Source organism: Rhodococcus sp. F64268, assembly GCF_023015605.1.
Classification (GTDB): domain Bacteria; phylum Actinomycetota; class Actinomycetes; order Mycobacteriales; family Mycobacteriaceae; genus Rhodococcus.
The window spans coordinates 1-21,750 of record NZ_JALKAI010000012.1 but is presented as its reverse complement, the minus strand read 5'-3'; the positions used below and the strand labels follow the sequence as shown (position 1 = coordinate 21,750).

Sequence of the window (21,750 nt, the reverse complement as noted above, 5' to 3'; positions counted from 1 at the left end):
ATGACGCCTGTTCGTAACGACACATTCGGTGATGCGCCGTCACGGCACCCACTGTCGACCGATTCGGAGCAACCCGGCGACAGCATCGAGAACAAGATCCTCGACGCCGCGCGCTCCTGCTTGCTCGACTTCGGACTACGGCGCACCACTCTCGCCGAGATCGCTCGACGCGCCGGCGTCAGCCGACCCACCGTCTACCGCCGGTGGCCGGACACGGACTCGGTACTCGCCGACCTGCTCACCCGGGAGATCCGTGCCGCACTTCCCGATACACACGGCGTCGGGCCTACCCGCCCCCTCCTCGTCTCGGCAGTCGTCACCGCCGCCCACGACATCGGTACCCATCCGATCTTCGAGAAGATCCTGCGCACGGACCCGGAAGTGTTCATCACGTACATCGTCGACCGGCTCGGTACCAGCCAACGCGCCATCCTCGACGTCCTCGTCTTAGCGATCACGCAAGGCCAGAGCGATGGCTCCATCCGCGGCGGCGATCCTCACACGCTCGCGGCATTCGTACTGCTCACCGCCCAATCGACGGTGCAATCCGTTCGCATGATCAGTGAGGTGGTCGGCCACCGAGCGTTGCTCGACGAACTCGGCCACGCCATCGACTGCTATCTCGCGCCCTCGGAAAGGCACCCGCGATGACCCCCACCGGGCCGAGCTCGCTCAATGCCGTCCGCCGCAGTCGCGAGCTCGAACAGCTCGGTGAGCAACCTGCCGTCGACCTGCTCGTCATCGGCGGCGGCGTCACCGGCGCCGGTGTCGCCCTCGACGCTGCCAGCCGAGGGCTGAGCGTCGTACTCGCCGAACGCCACGATCTCGCGTTCGGCACCAGCCGTTGGAGTTCGAAGCTCGTACACGGCGGACTGCGCTATCTCGCATCCGCAAACGTTCGTATTGCTCGGGAAAGTGCTGTCGAACGCAACATCGTGATGACGCGCACCGCACCGCATCTCGTGCGGCCACTTCCCCAGCTCGTCCCGCTCCTGCCGTCCGTAGGGGCCGCCGAAGCCGCCTTGGTCCGCACCGGGTTTCTCGCCGGTGACGCGTTGCGCGCCGCCGCAGGAACACCGTCGACCGTCCTGTCACGATCCCGGCGTGTCAGCGCGCAGCGCACCGCAGAGCTCGCACCGGCCGTCCGGCGCGCCGGGCTCCGCGGCGGTCTCCTCGCCTACGACGGTCAGCTCATCGACGACGCCCGGTTCGTTGTCGCGCTGGCGCGCACCGCTGCGGCGTACGGTGCGCGCATCCTCACCCGTGTGGACGCCCGCGACGTCACCGCCGACAGTGCCACGCTCCGCGACACCCTCACGGGCAACGACCTGCACATCCGGGCCCGCGCCGTGGTGAATGCTGCCGGGGTGTGGGCCGGTCGGGTCGATCCCACCATCCGGCTGCGCCCCAGCCGCGGTACCCATATCGTGCTCGACGCGGCAGCACTCGGGAACCCGACCGCCGCACTCACGGTGCCGATCCCGGGCGAGCGCAACAGGTTCGTGTTCGCTCTCCCCGCACAACTCGGCCGCGTCTACCTCGGGCTGACCGACGAGGACGCCGCGGGCGAGTTACCGGACGTCCCGCGCGCCACCGACGGGGAGATCGATTTCCTGCTCGACACGGTCAACACGGCACTGGCCAGACCACTGACCCGAAACGACGTGCTCGCGTCCTTTGCCGGGCTCCGCCCGCTGCTCGACACCGTCACCTCCGACGGTGGGCGCGCGACGGCCGACTTGTCGCGCAAGCACGCGGTCATCAGGGCCGAGGGCAGACCGATCGGCATCGTCGGCGGCAAGCTCACCACCTACCGGAAGATGGCCGAGGATGCCGTCGACACAGCGCTCGAGGTGGCGGGCATGACTGCGCGACCGTGCCGTACCCGGCACTTGCCGGTGGTGGGTGCTGCACATTCCGCCGCGCTGCGCACGGTGCACGCGCCGCAGATGCTGGTGCAGCGCTACGGAACCGAGGCAGCAATCGTCGCCGCTGATCGCACTCACATGGCGCCGATCGCACCCGGACTCGACGTCACACGAGCAGAAGTGCAGTTCGCGGTGAGCCACGAAGGCGCACTCGACGTCGACGACGTACTCGATCGTCGCACCCGAATCGGGTTGGTTCCGGAGGATCGCGCGCTTGCCGAGGACGCGGTCTCCGCAGCATTCGAGTGAAACCGTTGGCCCCGGCCTAGCCAGAGATGAAATCGTGGGTCCCATGACCACCTTCGACGTCTCCGACGCCATCTCGCTCGCCGCTGCGCACGGACTACACCTGTCCGCTGCGGATGCCACAGTCAACGAGGCGGGTCTGGACTACCGCGTTGTCATGGCCACCGACGACACCGGGCAGCGCTGGGTACTGCGCGTACCCCGCCGAAACGATGTCTCGGCAGGCATGACCACCGAGATGCGTATCCTCGACCTGGTCTCCCCCGTTCTGTCCCAGGACGGTATCGCCGTCCCACACTGGCAGATCCGCACGCCTGAGCTGATCGCCTACCGTGCCCTGCCCGGCGCACCCGGATTGACTCTCACCGGCAGCGGAGAACCCGTCTGGCACATCGATCCCGCCAGCCCCGACTATGCCCAGCGGCTGGGACGTCTGTTGGCCCGCCTGCACTCGATCGGCGCGCACCAGGCCGAGGCCGCAAGCGTCGAGGTACGCAGTCCCGCCCGGGTACGCCAGGCGTGGCGAGACGATATCGAGCGGGTGAACACGGCTTTCACCGTCGCGCCTGCTCTGAGCCGGGCGTGGCGAACCTGGCTCGAGGACGACATCTGCTGGCCCAACGACACCGTCATGACACACGGCGAGATCTACCCCGCGCACGTCCTGCTCGACGAGGACGGCGCGATCACCGGGGTCCTGGACTGGACCACCGCTCGCGTCGACGACCCGGCCCGCGACCTGGCCGCCCAATACGGTGCGGCCGGTGAGGAGATGCTGCACGCCACCATCGACGCCTACGCTGCCGCTGGAGGACGCCCCCACCCCGGGCTCGCAGCCCAGGCCGGACATCTGTGGGATGCGTCCCCCATCGGATACGCCCTCTACGCCCTGACCACCGGAGCCCAATCCGATCTCGCATCGGCAGCCGCCATGCTGAACCCGGCCTGACGATCTCAGCGCGTCACGGCGCCGGACAGCCCGACCCGCGCCTGTTCGAGGTGGGCCTGCCACTGCTGGTGGTCGATCCGATGTACCGCCGACTCGCTGGGAAACGCACTCGAGATCACCACATCCGGCGTGAACGTGCCCAGCAACCGCAAGCTTTCGGCCAGCGTGCGGGCGTTGCTGTAGCCCTCGATGTAACCAGCCGTCCATTCTCCCGACGCACCGACGAACAGGGTGTCGCCGGTGAACAGGTAGCGGGCTCCGTCCGCGCCGGGAACCAGATAGCAGACGCTCCCCACGGTGTGCCCGGGCGTCGGGATCACTTCCACCCCATTGCCATCGGTGTGCCGGTCCGTCAGCGGGACGTCGATGCGTGCGTGCCGGCCGATCAGGTCGGCTTCCGCCGCGGGTGCGTGCAGCTTCGCACCGAACCGCTCGGCTATCCTGCCGAGCATCGGGCCCGCTTCGTCCTGATGAGACAGATACTGATCAGTGAATCCGCCTCGTCGCTCCAACTCGGCGAAGTCGGTCTCACCGGCGACCGAGTAGAACAGCAGGTTGGTGTTTCCCGTCCACAGGTAGGCATGGGTGGTCAGGCCGGGAAACGGATTGTCTTGTTCTGTTTCCCACAGATCAGGCAGAACTTGTCGCATCGTGGTTCCTCCTCGTTGTCGTGTCGAGCCACGATTCAACGGTGCAACCTCGAGTCCACTCGAGGTCAAGGCTCACGCGGACGCGGCCTCCGCCGCAGCCGAAGGGAACTCGCCGCGAGCGTTGCGTCGAGGTCATCATCGTCGACAGGCAGGGACACCCATTCGTTCATGGTCCGATTGCGGTCGAACAGCGCGGTCGTGCCGAGACGAGTCAGCGCGGTGTGACCCAGGTTGTGATGTCCGCGTGTACGACCTCGGTTCCTGAGGTGTCATAAACCCGCACGGGGACAACGAGTTCCATCCCTTCGGTGATGGACGCGAAATCCGGGAGCGAGTCGAGTTCGGCTACCGCCCGAAGACCGGATTCTGCCTTGGCGAGGTACTGGGTGGACATGGCCTTCGGGATCCACCGATGCGTCGAGGGCACTGTCGCCTCGGCGAGCATTCCCATGGCCGCTTCGGCGAGGTTGCATGCGGCGATCGCGTGGAAGGTACCGAGATGGTTGTGCACGCCCCACCATTTCGGGGCTCGCACCTCACAGCGACCCGGCTCGAGCGCGGTGACACGGGGTAGCACCGTCGCAAAGAAGGGGACGCGCACGCACATCCCCGCCGAGAAGAGTAGGGAGCCCACGGCATTGCGCGGCAGCTTCAGCCAGGTTCGGTATGTCGACGTCACCGCAGGTTGCATGCCGTCACCTTACTCCAAAGTAAGAAATGGCAAGGTGGCGACGAAGCGAGTCGGCGAACCGAGCAGTAACGCTGACGGCCGTTGCGGGCGTTATCGGCAGTGGGCATTAGGTCGAACCGCATGAGGATTCGAGCGAGCGCGAGCACCACCTCATGCAGGGCGAACTGCCTTCCGATACAGGCCCGCGCCCCGACTCCGGTGGGTTTGTAGGACACCCGACTCGCCCCGCAACCGAAATGGAGACGTCTCCACAGAAATCGAACGTCTGTTCTTTATACCTTGCGCTTCGAATGTTTGTTCTATACAGTGTCTCCATGGGTGGGGAACTATGGAAACTCAACGACACACAACTGATGGCCGAGACACTCGCCATCTCCGCCGAAATCCATGCCCAACAAGTGCAACGGGTGGACCTGATCATCGCGATGATCGAACGCGACACCGTCAAAGCACACGGCTACCGCAGCCCCGCACACTGGCTCGCCGCAGCCACACACCTCGAAATCGGCGAATGCCAGCGCATCGCGTCACTCGCGCAACTCCTACGACTCGAACCCGAAGTCCACGCCGCCTACTCATCAGGCGCGCTCGACGCCGAGAAAGCCCGACAGATCGCCTACTTCTGCCAGCACTACCCCAAGACCATGAACCCCTGCGACTTCACGAAAGCCCGCACCATCCTGCTCGACCACGCCTGCCGAACCGTCGCGTCGAAAGCCACTGTGCGTGCGGTCATTCGTAAACTCGAAACCCTGTTCGGCACCGGCGACGGACCACCACCGGGCGAAGACACCGACCGCAACGCACTGTTCGTCTCCACCACACTGCACGGACGCATCGTCGTCAAAGCCGACCTCGACGCGGTCACCGGCGCACGCCTTCGGCACCTACTCTCACCCCTGGCAGCACCCCGCCCCGAGAAGAACGGCATCAAAGACGACCGGCCCGCGTCGAAACGCTCCGCCGACGCATTCGAGCAGTTGCTGCGTCACATCGAGACCACCGGACTCGTTCCGGTCGAAGGCGGCGTGAAACCACACCTGTCGATCACCGCCTCGATCCACGACCTCACCTCCACCGCTGCGGCGAAAGAACTGCTCACCCACAGCCCCGAACACGGCTACGCCACCGAACCCTGGGCCGGACCACTCTCCCTCGACACCGCCCGGATGCTCGCCTGCGACTGCCAGATCACCCGCATCCTGCTCGACGACCACGGAGTACCCCTCGCACACGGACGCACGTATCGGTCCGCGACCACGGCGCAGCGACGCGCCCTCGCGGTCAGCGACGGCGGATGCGCCTTTCCGGGGTGCACCACACCCCCGGCGTGGTCCGATGCCCATCACATCGATCATTGGGTCGATGGTGGTAGCACCGACCTCGACAACCTGGTGCTCCTGTGCGGGCATCATCACCGATTGATGCATCACACCGGTTGGGACGTCGAGGTGACCGAGGAGCGTCGTCCGCAGTTCATTCCGCCGGCGAGTGTGGATCTGTTCCGCACGCCGATTCCGGGGAACCGGCCGGATCTGGTCGCGTAGTTCGGCAACAGAACACGAAGACAGCCACCGTCACCAGGGCGCCCGTGTGCCCTGGCAGCGGTACGTGCCAGGACACGGGGCCGACGAGATACCCTCGAGCGCGGATCCACGACCCACGCCCATGGACCAGCGGTGCCGCCCGAATGTCCTCTTGCTGCAGCGCCTTCGCCGTCACCATCTGGTTCGGTGCGGAACCCCGAGCATCTGCCAGGACTCGATGTCCACTCCACGATGATGCCCAGCTTCAGCTCGGCTGCTGCTCTACCCGAGCCGCGCGATACCGGCAACCGTCCTGATCGGTAACCTGCTCCCAACCGGCACAGCCTTCCAGCCGAAAGCACACGCACCGTTCACGGGATGGTGAGCACCTGCACCGCGAGGGGATCAGCAGGCACCGACGCACTGTGGTGCGCCGCAACCAGTTCCCACGCGGTCCGACGCGGCGCCGCTCCGTACAGGACCCACCGTTCGAGCAGTATCGCGACCTTGGCCAGCATTTCGGTCCGCAAGCGCAGGAACGAGTCATCGGGGTCCACACCGACGTGACCGAGCAGCACCCACCACGCCCACGCAACGGCACCGGAATTGGCGACGAAGTCCGGTACGACGGGAATACCCCGGCCGGTGAGGACCGTCTCGGCTTCCGGTGTGGTTGCGGCGTTGGCTGCTTCGATCACGACCTTCGCCGCAACCTGGTCGACGTTGTCGGTGGTGATCGCGTAAGAGATCGCGGCAGGCACGAAAATATCTGCCGCAACACCGATCACGGCCCCGACCGGCCATTGCTGCACACTCGGCGGAACGCGGGACCTGTCGATTTCGCCGTATCCGTCTCGCAGAGCGAGCAACGCCGGAACGTCCACTCCATCAGCGCAGTACAACGTGCCGAGGGCATCAGCGACAGCTATCACGCGTACGCCGGCTTCATGCAGGTACCAGGCGGCGCCGCCGCCCATGGTGCCGACACCCTGGATCGCCACCGTGGTCTCGGACGGAACCCAGCCCTGGGCGTGCATCGTGCCGATGCAGGCCTGCGCGACACCGTAACCGCCGACCACATCGCCGAGCAGAAAACCACCGGGGACCGGGGCGTTCAACGCGTCGTGAACCCGGCGCAGCGTCCGCTCCGGGTCCGCCGACCGCCCGATCGCCGCGTGATAGGACTGTTGCAGGCCGAGCCTCCCGAAGACTTCGTCGAGGAGGTGCTGGGGCACCCCGAGATCCTCAGCGGTCACCCAGTGGGTATCGAGCCACGGCCGCATCGCCTGGCAGAACCGTTCGAGAACCCCGACAGCGCGAGGATCCTTCGGGTCGAAATCGATGCCACCTTTCGCACCGCCGACCGGTAGGTCGAACACGGCGGTCTTCGCTGCCATGCCCCTGGCCAGATCCTCGACCTCCGACATCGTGCAGCCCGCCCGCATGCGGGTACCCCCGGTCGACATGCCGGAGACCGAAGTGTGCACGACGAGGTAGCCGTGAGCTCCGGTGAGAGGGTCGGTCCAGGTCATGCGCAACAGTGGCTCACGGTTGCCAGTTTCTCGGTCGTCCGGGCCTGCCCCGAATCCGCGTTCCATTGTTGTGGTCACCCGAGTCACCCCATTCATGCTCAGAAGGTTGTCGGCACCGCAGATGTTCGGCCGATAACGTCAGGGTGCCTTCGCGGATGATCCGGCGTCCAGTTACGAAACCTGAAGGATTACGTTCACGGTTACTACACAGGGCCTACCCTGACGACATGGAGCTGTCTCTGCGACGGTTGCGGATGCTTCGGGAATTGCATCGCCGAGGCACGGTGACGGCTGCGGCGCAGGCCTTGCATTACACCACATCCGCCGTGTCACAGCAGCTCACTCTGCTCGAACGCGAGTTCGGGGCAAAGCTTTTCGAGCGACGCGGCCGACGGGTGCAGCTTACCGAAGCGGGTCTGATCCTTGCCGAGCATGCCGAGGAGATCATGCGGTCGGTGGAGCGCGCCACCACTGCCCTCGAGCGGACGCAGGACGGAGTCAATGCTCGATTGACGGGGGGTGTCTGGGCATCTGTCGCGTCGAGCCTGCTCCCGAATGCGCTCATGTTGCTGGCCGTCGACTACCCCGGTATCGAGGTGCGGACGAAAGAACTCGCACCGGAGGAGACCGCGGGCGCGGTGCGGGACGGCACGCTGGACTTCTCGTTCGTCATCGATTACTCGGATTATCCGATGCCGTGGGATCCGGAACTGACCAGGGTGGTGATCGCGGTGGAGCGACTGCACGCCGCGTTACCTCAGGGCACAGTCTCGGCCAGGACCATGACGCTGACAGATCTCGCAGAGCACCCCTGGATCCTTGCCGGACCCCGGTCGCATTTCGGGCGCGCAGTGCGTCTGGCCTGCCAACGTTTCGGATTCGAGCCTCGGATCAACCATGAGGTCGGCGAGCAGGCGACCGCGCTCGCGATGGTCGCGGCAGGCCTGGGCGTCACCCTCGTCTCCGATCTGGGTCTGACGCTGCGTCCTCCGGGTATCGAGGTCGTCGCACTCGCCGAACCGCTGATGCGGACGATTTCCATAGCGTATCGAGGCTCGGATCTGCATCGGCAACCGCTGCAATTGGTGATCGACGCGGTGCGCGACGCGGCGACCGCGCAAGGACTCGCCGTGCGGCCATCGTCTCCGGATCTGACGACCCAAGATTTCCCCCGCGACTGATACCTCGAAAAATTCATGTGCCCCGACGGCGTCGAGTGCGCCATACTTCCCTGTCCACTGACGCAGGAAAGAGAAAGGTAGGCGGATGGCGACAGTCGTCGAACAGGCCGACGGTACCCGCATTCACGGGCCGATGGGTCCGCTACTGTGTCGGGGTGTTGTCCGCTGCGCGTAACTGGTGGCGGCCGCTACTGCGGCCGTGACGCTTGCGCGTGTCCCGAGTCGCCTGCGCTGGCGGCTCGGCCCTGTTCACCACGCCGGATGTCCGCGCAGGCAGGCTCCCAATCCTATGGAGTGCCTTCTATGCCTTGCGACCCTCGATCAACCACCTCCAGCACTGCCTCACCGAACGTCATCGGCGACATCTTGGTGACCTCCCGGTCGATGACGGAGTACAGCGCGATGTTCGCTCTCTCCCCGGCCGACCTGCGTCGTCGAATCCTCGATTGTCCCGGTGGCACCGCCAGTTTCACCGCCGAGGTGTGCGCTGCCGGTGGAGACGTCACCGCATGTGATCCTGTGTATGGGCAGTACACAGCGGATGAGCTCACTGCTCTCGGGCAGCGCGACACCGAACGTGGCAACCACTACTGCCGCACCCATTCGGACGAGTACATGTGGACTTTCTTCACCGATCCGGAGCATCACTCGTCCTCCCGTAGTGCCTCCGGAAATCGGTTCGCAGACCATCACCGCGCGCACCCTGAGCGTTACGTCGCCGGTGCGCTACCTCGACTGTCGTTCACCGACGAACGTTTCGATCTTGTGCTCAGCTCCCATTTTCTGTTCAGCTACGAAGACCGGCTCGACCTGTCGTTCCACCACCGCGCCGTGCGCGAGCTCATGCGCGTCGCCGCGACCGAGGTACGGATCTTCCCGCTCGTCGGCATGGGATCGAGCAGATACCCGAATCTCGAGGTCTTGAGAGGCCGGCTCGCCGACGATGGCATCACCACCGAGATCCGCAGCGTCGACTACGAATTCCAGATCGGCGGCAACGAGATGCTCGTGTGCTCACGGGACTCCGCGCCGTCGGTTGAGCAGCGATGACTGGCCAGGATCAAGCGCTCCGTAATCCGCCCCGGTGACACCGCGAACTATCCCGTTGTCCACAACAACTCCGGTCGGATCGAGCCCATCCCGTACATCTGCACACCGTGCACTCCCTCACCGACCACGGCGGCAGGCGCGGTGCGGATATACCAGACTGCGGGATTCAGATCGACGATCCGCTGCTGCGCGGTCGCGTAGGCCGCACCGCGGTCGGCGAGCTGGTCGGCTGTCCGGCCTTCGTCGATGGCAGCGTTGAGCTCGGGGTCATCGATACCCGTGAAGTTTCCGGGAGAGTCGCCGTGGAAGTTTGCCCATAGCGCGGTGTCGGGGTCGAGGATCGTCGCCGACGTGATCGCCACATCGAAATCGTAGGTGTTGAGCCGTGGCAGAGCGGAGGTGAAATCCAGGACCTCCACCCGGACGTCGACGCCGTCGAACGCGCTGAGCTGCGCTTGGACCGCCTCGGCGATGGCCTTGTTCTCGACCGAGGTGTAGGCCAGGAAGGTGAACGACACGGGCTTGCCCTCTGCGGCGAGTTCGTCGAACAACTTCTGTGCTGCGTCCGGATCGTGTGCAGGGATCGGAATGTCTGCATAGAACGGCGAAGTCTCGTCGAACAAGGTCCGCGGAAGATCGGCGCGGCCCGCGAAGACCACCTCGTTCAGCGAGTCGATATCGATGGCGAGCGCGAGTGCCCGTCGAGCGCGTTCGTCGTCGAACGGCGCACGACGCGTGTTCAGCGCCAGAAACTGCCCGCCACCCGTGGGTTCGACGAGGGTGCGAAGGCCTGCGTCCTCGGCGCGTCCGAGCGACGCCCAGCTCCCCTCGACAGCAAGACCGGCTTGGCCGGAGACCACGGCGTTGATGCGTTGGTTCGTGTCGCCGTTGTGGACCAGTTCGATGCCGTCCAGGTAGGGTGCAGGCTCGTATTCGACGTTGCGCTCCAGCATGATCCGGTCCTGTCGCCGCCACTCGGCCATGGTGAACGGGCCGGCCCCGACGGGGCGGTCGTCGAACGCCTGCCGTCCGGCCTCGAGCGCCGCCGGGGAGGCAATCCAGTTCAGACCGCTCCACACCACGGACTGGGCGTAGTGCGGGTTGGGTGACTGCAAGGTCACCCGCAGCGTCAGGGGGTCGGTCACCTCGAGGGCGGCGATCTGCGAGGCCTGGATCAAAGATGGTGACCCGGAAGCTTCGTCGCGCATCCGCTCCCAGTTGTAGCGGACGGCTTCGGCATCGTAGGCGGTTCCGTCGGTGAAGCGTAGGCCGTCGCGCAGTGCCAGTTCGAAGGTTGCGCCACCGTCGGCGGTGTCGAACGACTCGGCGAGCACCGGGGTGATTTCGAGTGTCTCGGGATCGTTGACCAGTAGCGTTCCGTAAAGGGTATTGCCGATGAGACTGTTCGATACCCACGCGTTGACGAGAGTGGCCGGATCGAGCGAACGGGGCTCACCGCCCTGCACGACACTGACCGTCCCACCCAGGATCGGGTCGCCGGCATCCGCATCGGTGTCGGCGTTGCCCGCTGCTCCCCCGCCTCCACAAGCTCCCACCACCAGGGCAATCACCGCGACGAGCACCGGCATCAGCATCGTGCGGCGGATCGCCGGTCTGCGACGGATGAGGTTCGACATCTGGACTCCTTCACTGGAGCGACTGCACGAGCGCCGGTTCGGCTCAGGGCTGAAACCGGGCTGGCCCAGACCGGTTCGAAACGATACTCTCACACATAAGAATCACATTCTCATGCGTATGTCGAACCTGGGAGGCACTGATGACAGCAGCCGCGGCCGAACCGACGGAGATCGCACTGACTCCTACCGCCCACGCCCTGCGCACCCCGGACGCGCCCGCCATCATCATGGGCAGAGGAGATGTGGTCACCTATCGCGAACTCGACGATCGGTCGGCGCGGTTCGCCACGTATCTACGCGCTCAGGGACTCACCACCGGCGACCACATCGCCATCCTCATGGAGAACTCGCACGCCTTCCTCGAAGTCGCTTGGGCTGCTCAGCGTTCCGGGTTGTATTACACGGCGATCAATCGACACCTGCGATCGGCCGAGGTCCAGTACATCCTCGACGATTCCGGCTCGGCCGCCCTGATCACGACCGTATCGATGTCCGACGTCATCGAAGGTATCGATCTGGCGAGCATCAGCGTCCGCGTGTGTACCGACGGCGCACTGCCCGGTTTCGACGATTACGCGTCGATCCTCGACAGCAACGATCCGCTGTCGCTCGACGACAGCATCGAAGGCCGCGAAATGCTGTACTCGTCGGGTACCACCGGGCGTCCCAAAGGTGTTCGCAAACCACTTCCGGCCACACCCTTCGGCGACCCTGCCTCACCGACCTCGCAGGTCGCCCAGGGCATCGCCGCGCGAGGAATCACCGCCGGCAGCGTGTACCTGTCGCCCGCCCCGCTGTACCACGGCTCTCCCCTGGTCTTCTGCATGTCTGCGCAACGACTCGGTGCCACGGTCGTCGTGATGGAACGGTTCGATCCGGTCCGGTGCCTCGAGCTCATCGAGCGCCACCGCGTCACCTACGCACAGTTCGTGCCGACGATGTTCGTGCGGATGCTCAAGCTGTCCGACGAGGACCGCACGGCATACGACCTGTCGTCACTTCAGGAAGTCACACACGGCGCTGCACCGTGCCCGGTGTCGGTGAAATACCGGATGATCGAGTGGATGGGGCCGATCATTCACGAATACTATTCCGGAACCGAAGATGTCGGAGCCACCCAGATCTCGTCGCAGGAGTGGCTCGCACACCCGGGATCGGTCGGCAGGCCGATGCAAACGTGCCATATCGTCGGTGAGGACGGCGAGGAACTTCCGGTCGGCGAGGTCGGTGTCGTGTACTTCGACGGCGGACGCCCCTTCGAATACCACAACGACCCCGACAAGACCGCGGGAGTGACCCACCCGAACGGATGGCGCACCCTCGGCGACATGGGATATGTCGACGACGAAGGCTATCTCTACCTCACCGACCGACAAGCTCTGATGATCATCTCAGGCGGGGTGAACATCTACCCGCAGGAGACCGAGAACATTCTGATCGGGCACCCCGCGGTGCTCGATGTGGCCGTCATCGGCATTCCCGACGACGAGATGGGCGAAGCGGTGAAGGCTGTTGTGCAATTGGTCGAGCCCGATGCCGCCGGCGACGCCCTTGCAGACGAGCTCCTGTCGTACTGTCACCGCGAGCTCGCCTCCTACAAATGCCCACGCAGCATCGACTTCGTGCACGAGTTGCCCCGCGATCCGAACGGCAAGCTCTACAAGCGTCACATTCGCGAGGAGTATTGGAGAAACAGCACGACCGCCCGCACTCGGCTCGTGCAGGACTGACACTCGCCCACCCAACCTCGGTTGCCTGCTGCTGCATACCGATACCGCCGTGCCGGCGCTCAGTTGGCGGTAACAGATTCGGTCAGTGCGCTAAGCCCAACACAGTTCCGTCAGGCACGAGAGTGCTGCACTCTGCGGGGCGAGTGGGTTGCAGATGATGTTGGTGGTATGAGTGTTTCGCCGTCCGCACCGAGGCAGCAATCCACCCTGCGCCCGACGATCACGACACGAACATGCATTCGAGTTGACGTCTCCCCCACCGCATGGGACGATGCCCGAACCAACCTGACAACAGGTCGACCCCGGAGGGTGCTACCAACACCGACCGGGGTCTGGGCACACGACAGAAGAGGTCCTGTCATGCACCGTAGGGTGGAGTCTATCCACACGCCCCCAGGGGGCGCTTCTCATGGTTCGGTCTTCGATACCGACTTTCTTCTTCTCACCCCGCCGGGGTCTTCGCTGACGTCCTGACTTCTTGAGCCTCTCGACCTACCCGTCGAGGGGCCCCGAGGTGTTTGTGCTGCGACGTGTGCGCGGGCCGGTCCGGTAGCCGCGGCACGTCGGGCATTCGTCGCTCGCCTCCCAGAGTCCGACGTCAGCGCTTCGACGCTGCGCGCAGGGGTGACATTCCCGTGCGTGAAACCGACTGGGCGCCAGTACCTTCGTNGCGGTGGAGCACCCGCTCGTGAGGGTCGACACGAACGACCGGGTCCAACGTAAGCCACACGTCACCTCCGACGTGGGGCCAGAAGCGTTGGCCGAGATGGTCTATCGGGGTATGGCGACCGGGCAGCGTTGGGGAAGGGGCCGAAGGCAAGCTCAGCGACCCGTAGGGTCTCCGTACGGTTGAGCATTGTCGCCCGCAGGGCGTCCGCTTTCTCGGTTCGGTAGTCTCGCGAATCGACTCGACCACTCTCCGCCCGATGCGCTCCGGAGACCGCCCGAAGGACAGTGCATGCACCCCTCCGTCGAACTGGTTCTGAACCACGACTCCGACGACCACGGAAGCCTCGCCGATCGGGTCGCGCCGCTCACCGACGAGTTCCGACTGTGGGAGCTCATGAGCCACTACAACTGGGACGAGGGCTTCGAGATACCGCTCGCCGTCATCCGTCACCCGCGGTGCGATCGGGCACTGGCGCTGCGCCTCTTCTGGGACCTCGACGATGCCGCGAAGGAGTACCTCGGCAGCGATACCACCGATTTCGGTGCCTCATACGCACCGTACGACGCCGAGGAAGCAGCGCGCGTCGAGGAGTACTGCCGAATCCTGACCGAGGGGCTGCGCCACGGCCGATTCCCACTCGGCCGCAATTCGTTCGACACAGGATTCTTCGGCACCGATGATCCCACCCTCACGGAGCGTCAACGCAAGCTTCGGGCCGCGAAGACGGCCCTCGCACGACGCGACTACGACGACGCGTTCCTCCATCCGGCTGTCGCCGTCGCCTGACTGCTGCTTCTGGCGGCACATCGGATCGATCAGGTGCCGCAGAACGTCCGGAAGTTCTCGGTGAACTCACTGGATGCCGGAGTTGTGTACACCGCCCACTCGTCGCGGCGTTCGAAGGGATGCGTCACCACATCCAACAGTGTCTCGAACGGAGCGAGATCGCCGGCGGTCGCCGCGCGCAGTGCAGCATCCACCTGGTGGTTGCGTGGAATGTAGAGCGGGTTGACGCGATCCATCGCGTCCGCCGCCTCGGCATAGTCGCGGGTTCCGAGTGCAACGTGCCACCGATCCAGCCATGAGCCGATATGCTCGCGTGACACAAGATCGTCCAGGGGCGCCGAGTTACCGCGGAGTTCATCTGCGAGAGCACGGAAGGTGCCGGTCCAGTCCATACCGTGCTCGGCCATCACCGTCAGCAGGTCGTCGATCAGCGTCCGGTCGGTGACATGCCCGGCCAGACCGAGCTTGGTGACCATCCCGTTCCCGAAGTGATGTTCGTAGCGTTCGTCGAATCTCCCGAGTACCGCAGTCGCTGCCGTGATCGCATCGTCCGGCGTTGAGGCGACAAGCGTCAGCAGGGTCTCGGCGAATCGCGCCAGATTCCACTTCAGGACGATGGGCTGGTTGCCGAACGCGTAGCGGCCACCCTGATCGATCGAGCTGAACACAGCAGATGGGTCGTAGGCATCGAGGAAGGCACACGGGCCGTAGTCGATCGTCTCCCCCGAAATCGTCGTGTTGTCGGTGTTCATCACGCCGTGCACGAAGCCGATGTGCATCCATCGTGCCACCAGCGATGCCTGAGCGTCGACGACTGCCTCGAGGAATGCCAGGTAGCGATTCCCCTCTCCTTCCGCGGGCAGTTCGATCAGGTTCGGGTAGTGCCGTGCGATCGCGTAGTCGGCAAGGGTCTGCAGAATCTCGCCCTGCCGAACCGCGAGTTCGAACATGCCCACCCGCAGATGACTGGCCGCGACCCGGGCGAGCACGGCACCGGGCTCGGCACCGTTTCGGTGGACGGGGCGGCCCGTCGCCACCACCGACAGGGCACGCGTGGTGGGGATACCCAAGGCATACATGGCCTCGCTGACCAGATATTCGCGCAGCATCGGGCCTACCACCGCGAACCCGTCGCCGCCGCGGGAGAAGGGCGTCGGTCCCGACCCTTTGAGATGCAGATCCACCCGCCGGCCGTCGCGGTCCACGAGTTCGCCGAGCAGCAGCGCCCTCCCGTCTCCGAGGAGCGGGGCGTATCCGCCGAACTGGTGACCCGCGTACGCCATCGCGACCGGTGTCGCGTCGGGCGGGGTCGCGGCCCCGGACAGCACTGCGATCCCCTCGTCTTTGCGCAGTGCGCCTGCATCCAGCCGCAACTGCGTTGCGAGCTGGTCGTTGAGGACGAGGAGCGTCGGATCGGGTACCTCGGCGCCCTGCCACGACACACTGAGGTCACCCAATTCGTCGACGAAGGTGCTCTCGAAGCCGAATGCCGCCGTGTTCGCGTCTACTGGTGAATCCGGGATAGCAGCCATGCTTCGAGGGTAGTCACCTGGGCAATCACAACAACCGGAGGCAGCGCCGCCAGAGATTCTCAGGAGCCCTCGGACCTCACCTCGGGAGTCAGCACGACCAGAGGCATGAGCCGGTCGATCTTGGATTGAAAGTCCGCCAGCAACGGGTTGTTGGCCAGCACCCAGCTCGCGAACTCGTCGTAGTCCGCGCCTTCGAGGGCCCTGCCGGTCGCCTGGTAGGTGGTGTCCTTAAGTTCGATGGTGACCTCAGGATTCGCTTTGATGTTGTACCACCAGGCCGGGTACTTGTCCTCGATGAACGAGCTGACGAACATCGTGTCGCCCCGGTACAGAGGTCCCAAGGGAGTCGTGTGTCGCTTGCCGCTCTTGGCTCCCGTGGTGGTGAGCAGGATGAGATCCCCACCTGCGTAAGCACCGCCGACCTTGCCCGAGTTCTCGCGGAATTCCTTGATCACATCATCATTCCAGTTCGCGATGCTTCCGTCCTGGTCCCAAGCCTGATTCCATGGGGCATCGGGATCGTCGTAGTCGGTGATGTCGGGCTGATTCGGCTGTCCCGTGGTCGAATTGATTTCGCTCATTATGCGAGTGTGTCGCGGATATAGGACGATCAGCGTCCTAAACGTGGCCGCCGCGGACAGGCCGGCCTGCACCCTGCCGCAGGGCGATCCGTCGGTCCGACCGCTCTGCTACGCTCCATCGCTGTCAGGGGGGGACACATGCCGAATCATGTCTTGAGAGTTGATCTTGATCGACTCTCGCAGCTGTCGGGCCGGCTCGACCAGCTCGCACGAAGCGCCGAATCGTTGAAGGTCGTACCGCACGAGCCCTGGATCGACGCTCCGGCAACGAGCCTGTCGTCGCTTCGGACCGTCATCAGCATCTCCACCGACCTACTCGACACAGCACTGGTCGCTGCCGTCACCGAACGGTTCGAGGAAACCGCCGACGTCATGCGCCAGACCGTAGCCCAGTACCGGAACGCCGACGACAGCGCGGCCGAACAGCTTGCCGCAACCTATCTGTCGGCCACCGGCACCTGGATCACGAGCAGCGACACGTGACGCCGACGAGAACCCAGGTCGAAAACTGGACTCCCGGATCACTGCTCACCTGGCGAGACGGCTGGAGAAGCCTCGGAACCAGCATCGAAAGGCTCTTCGACGACTACGTCGCCCACGTCGAGAAGGTCGACGGCCAGTACTGGGAAGGCGTGGCCGCCGAAGCAGCCTTCGAACGCGCCCACAGCGACCGCACCACAGCACGCTCCATCGTCGACACACTCGAGCGCGTAGCCGGAAGCATCACCACCGGGTACCACGCGATCAAAGGCAACCTCGACGGTGCACGCGACGCTCTCGCCACCGCACAGGAGAACTGCTTCACCATCACCGAGAATCTCGAGGTGATCGACCCCCGCACCGAAGAGGACGCAGACCGCGAGGCGTTCCGTGTAGGGCTGCAGATCAATCTGCAGCGTTATGCCTCACTCGCCGAGCAGGCCGATCTCGACCTGACTCGCAGTCTTGAAGAGGCCCGCACCAGCTTGCGGATCGCCTTCACCTCCGCAGCCGCGCTCGGTGACACTCAGGCCGTGGCCGACGCCACAGCCCTCACGACCGGCAATGCCGACGCCGAAACCCTGCACCGTATAGCCGAATCAGGAACCCTCACACCCGAACAACTCGCCGACCTGCACGGCGGTGAAACCACGTCGATCCCGGCCTCTCAGATGGAATATCTCAACACCATGGCCCGTTCGCTCGACGCACTCAGCCCACAAGAACTGGAGCAGTTGATGTCGACGCTGCCGGAGGATGCACGAGCGGGTCTGGCCAACTCGTTGCAGATCATCTCGACCGACGCCGTCACCGTCGCGACCAGCGGAGACCCTGACGTCCCCGCTCGAGGCAGCTTCGACCTTCTCCCCGAAGGCATCCGCGACTCACTGTCCCGGGACGACCGGGTGGTCCACAGCGTAGAAGCGGTCGGAGGCACCGCGCTCAGGCAGACCACCCTTCACGGCGTCCCGGACACTCACGCCATCGCGTCGATCGTCGCTGCAGGAGACGGCGACTACCGCCACGGCAGCGACCTCGACAAGAACCTCCTTGCCGCAGGTCGCGAGTACCTCGAAGCACAGGTCACACACGATCAAGGCCCCCAGCGCCATATGACCATCTTCGAAGTCGACGGCCACCTGCCGGGCGATCCGTACCTCGACCCGATATTCGCAGCGGTTTCCGACGATCGCGTTGTCGTCGAGCACGCAGTCACGGACGCGAATGGATCGGATTTCATACGAGACATCCTGACCCACTCGTGGTCCGATGAATCCGCCGCAGCGCCGATGTTCCACTTCGACGAACTCGAAGGTGCCGTCCAGGATCCGAACGATCCCGTCGATGTCGCGGAAGCCACCCGGAGCGGCCGGATCATGTCGGCGGTCGCGTCGGCGATGAGCACAGATGCTGCGTGGCAGCAGTTGTCGAGCATCCCCGGCACAGGTCACCAATCGATCGGCGAGGTGAATCCCGAACTGGTGCGCACCATTTCCCACAGCATGACGCCGTACATTCCTAGACTCGTCAACATCGGGCTGGACGACCGCCCAGGGTTCGATAATGAAGGCTGGCTGGATCCGATCGGGAACGAAACCTACCTTGGTTCTGCAAACGTGTTTGCAGCCCTGAACACCGACGAACTGGCCGGGAAGTGTCTGAATAGCCGTGCACTGGAGGAGGCCACTGCCGCCGAATTCCGGTACGGTCAGAACCCCTACGAAAGTGGGGCAACAAACCACCTCACGACTGCCGGTCGTCTGCTCGGGTTGACAGATCGAGGTATCGAACTGGCCATCCAGGACCAACACAACGATACAGCTGCTCGAGAAAAAGAGCTGTACGACAGGAAAGCCGACGCATACAATGCCGTGACATGGGTCGGCGGACACGTGATACCCGGCTCCGATCTTTTCTTCGATCTAGTGTCCGCAGGGGGAAACCCTCTCAAGGACATCATTATTGGCACGCAACCCGCCGACGCAAACATTGCCGACATCAACGATCCGGCCTTGACGAGGCATTACTATCTGTCACTGACCGGTGCGCACGCACTTCCCCCTGAAATTGCGTTGAGGTACCCATACATCGTCGATGAGAACGGCTCGATAAAGCCTTACGCGGAAATACTCGGGCCACGAGTTCCAGACGATCATGCGAATCGACGCGAGGGGGAATTGAGGGAAGTATTCAATCTGTACGGCCCTCAGCAAGGGCAGGGATCCGCCATAAACAATGCCTACGGTCTGGTGAGACGAAATCATGTTTGAGAAAAGAGTTCTGGGCCTGCTCTCAATCCTCGTATTGCTGACACCCGGCTGCACGAACTCACCGAACCCAGGAGCACCCGAGCCCTCCGAGCCTCCCGCAGATCCGCCTCTCCCCTTCACCAACTCTTGGTCCGCAGAGCCTGATATCGACCTATTCAGCCGCGGAGCGGAACTTGTCCGCGCATCAATCGAAGCCGGAATTCATGCCTCGTTCTTCTCCGTCAGCGAGTCGTTCCCCGGGTACAGCGATGCAATCGGCTATCAACACGTGAACTACAACGAGATTGCCGACACCGTCGCACGTGGGCGCCCGCGAGGAGGATGGATCTCGGACTTGACCTACCTCTATCACATAGCCGAGATCACTGAAACGCCCACCTCAATCATCGCAGAGGTCTGCGACGAACCAGTCACAGTCGACCCATACATTTCCGATCACCGTGTCAAGCATGGATTCTCATGGATCGTGGCGCTGACAAACACCGGCGGCGCGGCCGGCCTCCCAGGAGTTGTCGACACCGACCCCGACGGCTCCGACCCCCGCGCCCGCCGGGTACCCGACTGGAATGTGTTCGGTGCCTGGAACATCACCCAGTTACGTACAGGAGGACGCGATGCCTCCACAGCAATCGCCCACCCCGCATGCACCGAATGGTGGCTCGAACGGCATCCCGGGTCCGAAGTGCTAGGCAACTACACTTTCTCACCCGCTGGAGAGATTCCCGGAGAACCCCGCTTGCCGCAATATCCGGAATGGATCGGACCATCGGAAACTCAATGACCAGACTCGGACACCTCACAATCACCGTCACACTCAGCACACTCCTCAGCAGCTGCACCGCTGACCCCGCGGCCGGACCCACTGTCGACGAGACCCTGCACCGCATCGCCGAATCAGGAACCCTCACATCTGAACAACTCGCCGACCTGCGCGCCGACGAACCCACATCGATACCGGCCTCACAGATGGAATATCTCAACACCGTCGCCCGCTCCCTCGACGAGCTCAGCCCGCACGAGTTGCAGCAGCTGATCTCGACCCTGCCGGACGAGACACGAGCGGGTCTGGCCAACTCACTGCATATCCTCTCGACCGACACCATCAGCATCGCAACCAGCGGCGACCCGGACGTCCCTGCACGGGGCAGCTTCGATCTCCTCCCCGAAGGCATCCGCGACTCACTGTCGCGACAGGACCGGGTTGTGCTCGGCGTGGAGGCGCTCGGCGGCACTGCACTCAGACAGACCACCGTCCTCGGCGTCGAAGACACGCACGCCATCGCGTCGATCGTCTCTGCAGGAGACGGTGAGTACCGCAACGGCAGTGCACTCGACAGGCAACTCCTCGCTGCAGGCCGGGAGTATCTGGATGCGCAAGTCACACACGATCAAGACCCTCGAGGACAAATGACCATCTTCGAGGTCGACGGCTTCACCCCGGGAGATCCATACCTCGACCACATATTCGCAGCCGTCTCGGACGATCGGGTCGCAGTCGAGCAGGCGGTCACGGACGCGAAAGGCTCAGATTTCGTTCGAGACATTCTGACTCACCCGTGGTCCGATGAAGCCGCAGTGAAACCGATGTTCGACTTCGGCGAACTCGAAGGCGCCGTCCAGGATCCGAACGATCCCGTCGATGTGACAGAGGCGACACGGAGCGGACAGATCATGTCGGCGGTTGCATCGGCAATGAGCACAGATGCGGCGTGGCAGCAGATGTCGAGCATTCCCGGTACCGACCACCACTCGATCGGTGAGGTCAATCCCGAACTGGTGCGCACCATTTCCCACAGCATGACGCCGTACATCCCGAGCCTCGTGAACGTCGAAGTACCCGATCGGCCCGGCTTCGACGTCGAGGAGTGGACAGACCCAGGGGGTTCCCGAAGCTACCGCGGATCTGCCAACGTGTTCGCCGCGTTGTCGACTGACACGGAATCCGGAACGGATTTCCAATCACATGCTCTGGAAGAGGCAATCTCAGCCCAGATCCGATTTGGGACAGATCCGGACGCTTCACATTCGAGTCAGCACCTCGCCAACGCCGGCCAACTACTCGCGTTAACCGATAAAGGCATCGCCATAGCGGTTCAGGACAGCTATGACGACCAAAATTCCCGCGAGCAAGCTGCATATGCACAGAAACCCTGCGTGTCAGGGTGAGTTGAGTCCACTGCTTCACAGCAACCCCGCCTGCAGGGCGAGATACGGATCAACCCGACGATGACGATTTCCAGCCTGGCCACGGCCGGGGAGAATACCCGCATGGACCCCTCACATCCGCGCTCCGACGGCCCGCGCCGGCGCA

General features: G+C 64.2%; 18 protein-coding genes and 1 pseudogene. 12 read left to right on the top strand and 7 right to left on the bottom strand.

Features of this window, described 5'->3' with window-relative positions:
* The 3 genes from MWU77_RS21725 to MWU77_RS21715 are packed head-to-tail and all read left to right on the top strand — an operon-like array spanning position 1 to position 3,123.
* Positions 1–651: a TetR/AcrR family transcriptional regulator gene (locus tag MWU77_RS21725; RefSeq protein WP_169690277.1), complete on the top strand. Its 651-nt coding sequence runs from the start codon at positions 1–3 to the stop codon at positions 649–651.
* Positions 648–2,177, top strand: a complete 1,530-nt coding sequence (locus tag MWU77_RS21720; protein WP_247274741.1) for a glycerol-3-phosphate dehydrogenase/oxidase — start codon at positions 648–650, stop codon at positions 2,175–2,177. The genes MWU77_RS21725 and MWU77_RS21720 overlap by 4 nt, the downstream gene beginning before the upstream one ends.
* Before the next feature lie 43 nt (positions 2,178–2,220).
* The gene (locus tag MWU77_RS21715) at positions 2,221–3,123 is read left to right on the top strand and encodes a macrolide 2'-phosphotransferase (protein ID WP_247274740.1); all 903 of its coding nucleotides are present in this window, start codon (positions 2,221–2,223) and stop codon (positions 3,121–3,123) included.
* A gap of 5 nt (positions 3,124–3,128) precedes the next feature.
* Here the strand turns inward: MWU77_RS21715 and MWU77_RS21710 are convergent, their stop codons facing one another.
* From MWU77_RS21710 to MWU77_RS21700, 3 genes and pseudogenes are all read right to left on the bottom strand, one after another.
* On the bottom strand, positions 3,129–3,773 hold the full coding sequence (locus MWU77_RS21710) for an MBL fold metallo-hydrolase (protein WP_169690280.1): 645 nt from the start codon (positions 3,771–3,773) through the stop codon (positions 3,129–3,131).
* A gap of 211 nt (positions 3,774–3,984) precedes the next feature.
* A complete protein-coding gene (locus MWU77_RS21705) occupies positions 3,985–4,464 on the bottom strand; it encodes a hotdog fold domain-containing protein (RefSeq protein ID WP_247274739.1) in 480 nt (159 codons plus the stop codon).
* Positions 4,465–4,565: 101 nt separating this feature from the next.
* Positions 4,566–4,676: pseudogene (locus MWU77_RS21700) on the bottom strand (cytochrome P450); the annotation flags it as partial.
* A 102-nt stretch (positions 4,677–4,778) separates the two neighbouring features.
* On the opposite strand from MWU77_RS21700, the gene MWU77_RS21695 reads away from it, so the two are divergent.
* Positions 4,779–6,011: an HNH endonuclease signature motif containing protein gene (locus MWU77_RS21695; protein ID WP_247274738.1), complete on the top strand. Its 1,233-nt coding sequence runs from the start codon at positions 4,779–4,781 to the stop codon at positions 6,009–6,011.
* 350 nt (positions 6,012–6,361) lie between these two features.
* On the opposite strand, the gene MWU77_RS21690 is transcribed toward MWU77_RS21695, so the two are convergent.
* On the bottom strand, positions 6,362–7,600 hold the full coding sequence (locus MWU77_RS21690) for a Glu/Leu/Phe/Val dehydrogenase dimerization domain-containing protein (protein WP_247274737.1): 1,239 nt from the start codon (positions 7,598–7,600) through the stop codon (positions 6,362–6,364).
* Positions 7,601–7,749: 149 nt separating this feature from the next.
* Here MWU77_RS21690 and MWU77_RS21685 point away from each other — a divergent pair, with 149 nt between their 5' ends.
* A complete protein-coding gene (locus tag MWU77_RS21685) occupies positions 7,750–8,703 on the top strand; it encodes a LysR family transcriptional regulator (protein ID WP_247274736.1) in 954 nt (317 codons plus the stop codon).
* A 384-nt stretch (positions 8,704–9,087) separates the two neighbouring features.
* Entirely contained in the window at positions 9,088–9,753 is a 666-nt protein-coding gene (locus MWU77_RS21680) for a methyltransferase domain-containing protein (protein ID WP_240960031.1), read from the top strand.
* 47 nt (positions 9,754–9,800) lie between these two features.
* Here the strand turns inward: MWU77_RS21680 and MWU77_RS21675 are convergent, their stop codons facing one another.
* The gene (locus MWU77_RS21675; protein ID WP_240960032.1) at positions 9,801–11,390 is read right to left on the bottom strand and encodes an ABC transporter substrate-binding protein; all 1,590 of its coding nucleotides are present in this window, start codon (positions 11,388–11,390) and stop codon (positions 9,801–9,803) included.
* Between the two features lie 140 nt (positions 11,391–11,530).
* On the opposite strand from MWU77_RS21675, the gene MWU77_RS21670 reads away from it, so the two are divergent.
* Together MWU77_RS21670 and MWU77_RS21665 are read left to right on the top strand one after the other, a co-directional pair.
* A complete protein-coding gene (locus tag MWU77_RS21670; protein WP_281499535.1) occupies positions 11,531–13,120 on the top strand; it encodes an acyl-CoA synthetase in 1,590 nt (529 codons plus the stop codon).
* 958 nt (positions 13,121–14,078) lie between these two features.
* Positions 14,079–14,576 carry a DUF4274 domain-containing protein gene (locus tag MWU77_RS21665; protein WP_247274735.1) on the top strand — a complete coding sequence of 166 codons (498 nt, stop codon included), beginning with the start codon at positions 14,079–14,081 and terminating at the stop codon, positions 14,574–14,576.
* A 29-nt stretch (positions 14,577–14,605) separates the two neighbouring features.
* Here MWU77_RS21665 and MWU77_RS21660 read toward each other — a convergent pair whose 3' ends face one another.
* Together MWU77_RS21660 and MWU77_RS21655 are read right to left on the bottom strand one after the other, a co-directional pair.
* A complete protein-coding gene (locus MWU77_RS21660) occupies positions 14,606–16,108 on the bottom strand; it encodes a YdiU family protein (RefSeq protein WP_169690482.1) in 1,503 nt (500 codons plus the stop codon).
* Positions 16,109–16,167: 59 nt separating this feature from the next.
* Complete coding sequence (locus MWU77_RS21655) at positions 16,168–16,689, bottom strand: nitroreductase/quinone reductase family protein (RefSeq protein ID WP_169690483.1); 522 nt, start codon at positions 16,687–16,689, stop codon at positions 16,168–16,170.
* 153 nt (positions 16,690–16,842) lie between these two features.
* Here MWU77_RS21655 and MWU77_RS21650 point away from each other — a divergent pair, with 153 nt between their 5' ends.
* The 4 genes from MWU77_RS21650 to MWU77_RS21635 are packed head-to-tail and all read left to right on the top strand — an operon-like array spanning position 16,843 to position 21,605.
* On the top strand, positions 16,843–17,172 hold the full coding sequence (locus MWU77_RS21650; protein ID WP_247274734.1) for a hypothetical protein: 330 nt from the start codon (positions 16,843–16,845) through the stop codon (positions 17,170–17,172).
* Entirely contained in the window at positions 17,169–19,439 is a 2,271-nt protein-coding gene (locus MWU77_RS21645; protein ID WP_247274733.1) for a hypothetical protein, read from the top strand. Before MWU77_RS21650 ends, MWU77_RS21645 begins: the two co-directional genes overlap by 4 nt.
* On the top strand, positions 19,432–20,220 hold the full coding sequence (locus MWU77_RS21640; protein WP_247274732.1) for a hypothetical protein: 789 nt from the start codon (positions 19,432–19,434) through the stop codon (positions 20,218–20,220). The genes MWU77_RS21645 and MWU77_RS21640 overlap by 8 nt, the downstream gene beginning before the upstream one ends.
* Positions 20,217–21,605, top strand: a complete 1,389-nt coding sequence (locus MWU77_RS21635) for a hypothetical protein (RefSeq protein ID WP_247274731.1) — start codon at positions 20,217–20,219, stop codon at positions 21,603–21,605. Before MWU77_RS21640 ends, MWU77_RS21635 begins: the two co-directional genes overlap by 4 nt.
* Positions 21,606–21,750: the final 145 nt, after the last annotated feature.

Coding starts and splice junctions, on each gene's coding strand:
- MWU77_RS21725 (WP_169690277.1), top strand. CDS start 1: ATGACGCCTGTTCGTAACGACACATTCGGTGATGCGCCGTCACGGCAC.
- MWU77_RS21720 (WP_247274741.1), top strand. CDS start 648: ATGACCCCCACCGGGCCGAGCTCGCTCAATGCCGTCCGCCGCAGTCGC.
- MWU77_RS21715 (WP_247274740.1), top strand. CDS start 2,221: ATGACCACCTTCGACGTCTCCGACGCCATCTCGCTCGCCGCTGCGCAC.
- MWU77_RS21710 (WP_169690280.1), bottom strand. CDS start 3,773: ATGCGACAAGTTCTGCCTGATCTGTGGGAAACAGAACAAGACAATCCG.
- MWU77_RS21705 (WP_247274739.1), bottom strand. CDS start 4,464: ATGCAACCTGCGGTGACGTCGACATACCGAACCTGGCTGAAGCTGCCG.
- MWU77_RS21695 (WP_247274738.1), top strand. CDS start 4,779: ATGGGTGGGGAACTATGGAAACTCAACGACACACAACTGATGGCCGAG.
- MWU77_RS21685 (WP_247274736.1), top strand. CDS start 7,750: ATGGAGCTGTCTCTGCGACGGTTGCGGATGCTTCGGGAATTGCATCGC.
- MWU77_RS21680 (WP_240960031.1), top strand. CDS start 9,088: ATGACGGAGTACAGCGCGATGTTCGCTCTCTCCCCGGCCGACCTGCGT.
- MWU77_RS21675 (WP_240960032.1), bottom strand. CDS start 11,390: ATGTCGAACCTCATCCGTCGCAGACCGGCGATCCGCCGCACGATGCTG.
- MWU77_RS21670 (WP_281499535.1), top strand. CDS start 11,531: ATGACAGCAGCCGCGGCCGAACCGACGGAGATCGCACTGACTCCTACC.
- MWU77_RS21665 (WP_247274735.1), top strand. CDS start 14,079: ATGCACCCCTCCGTCGAACTGGTTCTGAACCACGACTCCGACGACCAC.
- MWU77_RS21660 (WP_169690482.1), bottom strand. CDS start 16,108: ATGGCTGCTATCCCGGATTCACCAGTAGACGCGAACACGGCGGCATTC.
- MWU77_RS21655 (WP_169690483.1), bottom strand. CDS start 16,689: ATGAGCGAAATCAATTCGACCACGGGACAGCCGAATCAGCCCGACATC.
- MWU77_RS21640 (WP_247274732.1), top strand. CDS start 19,432: ATGTTTGAGAAAAGAGTTCTGGGCCTGCTCTCAATCCTCGTATTGCTG.
- MWU77_RS21635 (WP_247274731.1), top strand. CDS start 20,217: ATGACCAGACTCGGACACCTCACAATCACCGTCACACTCAGCACACTC.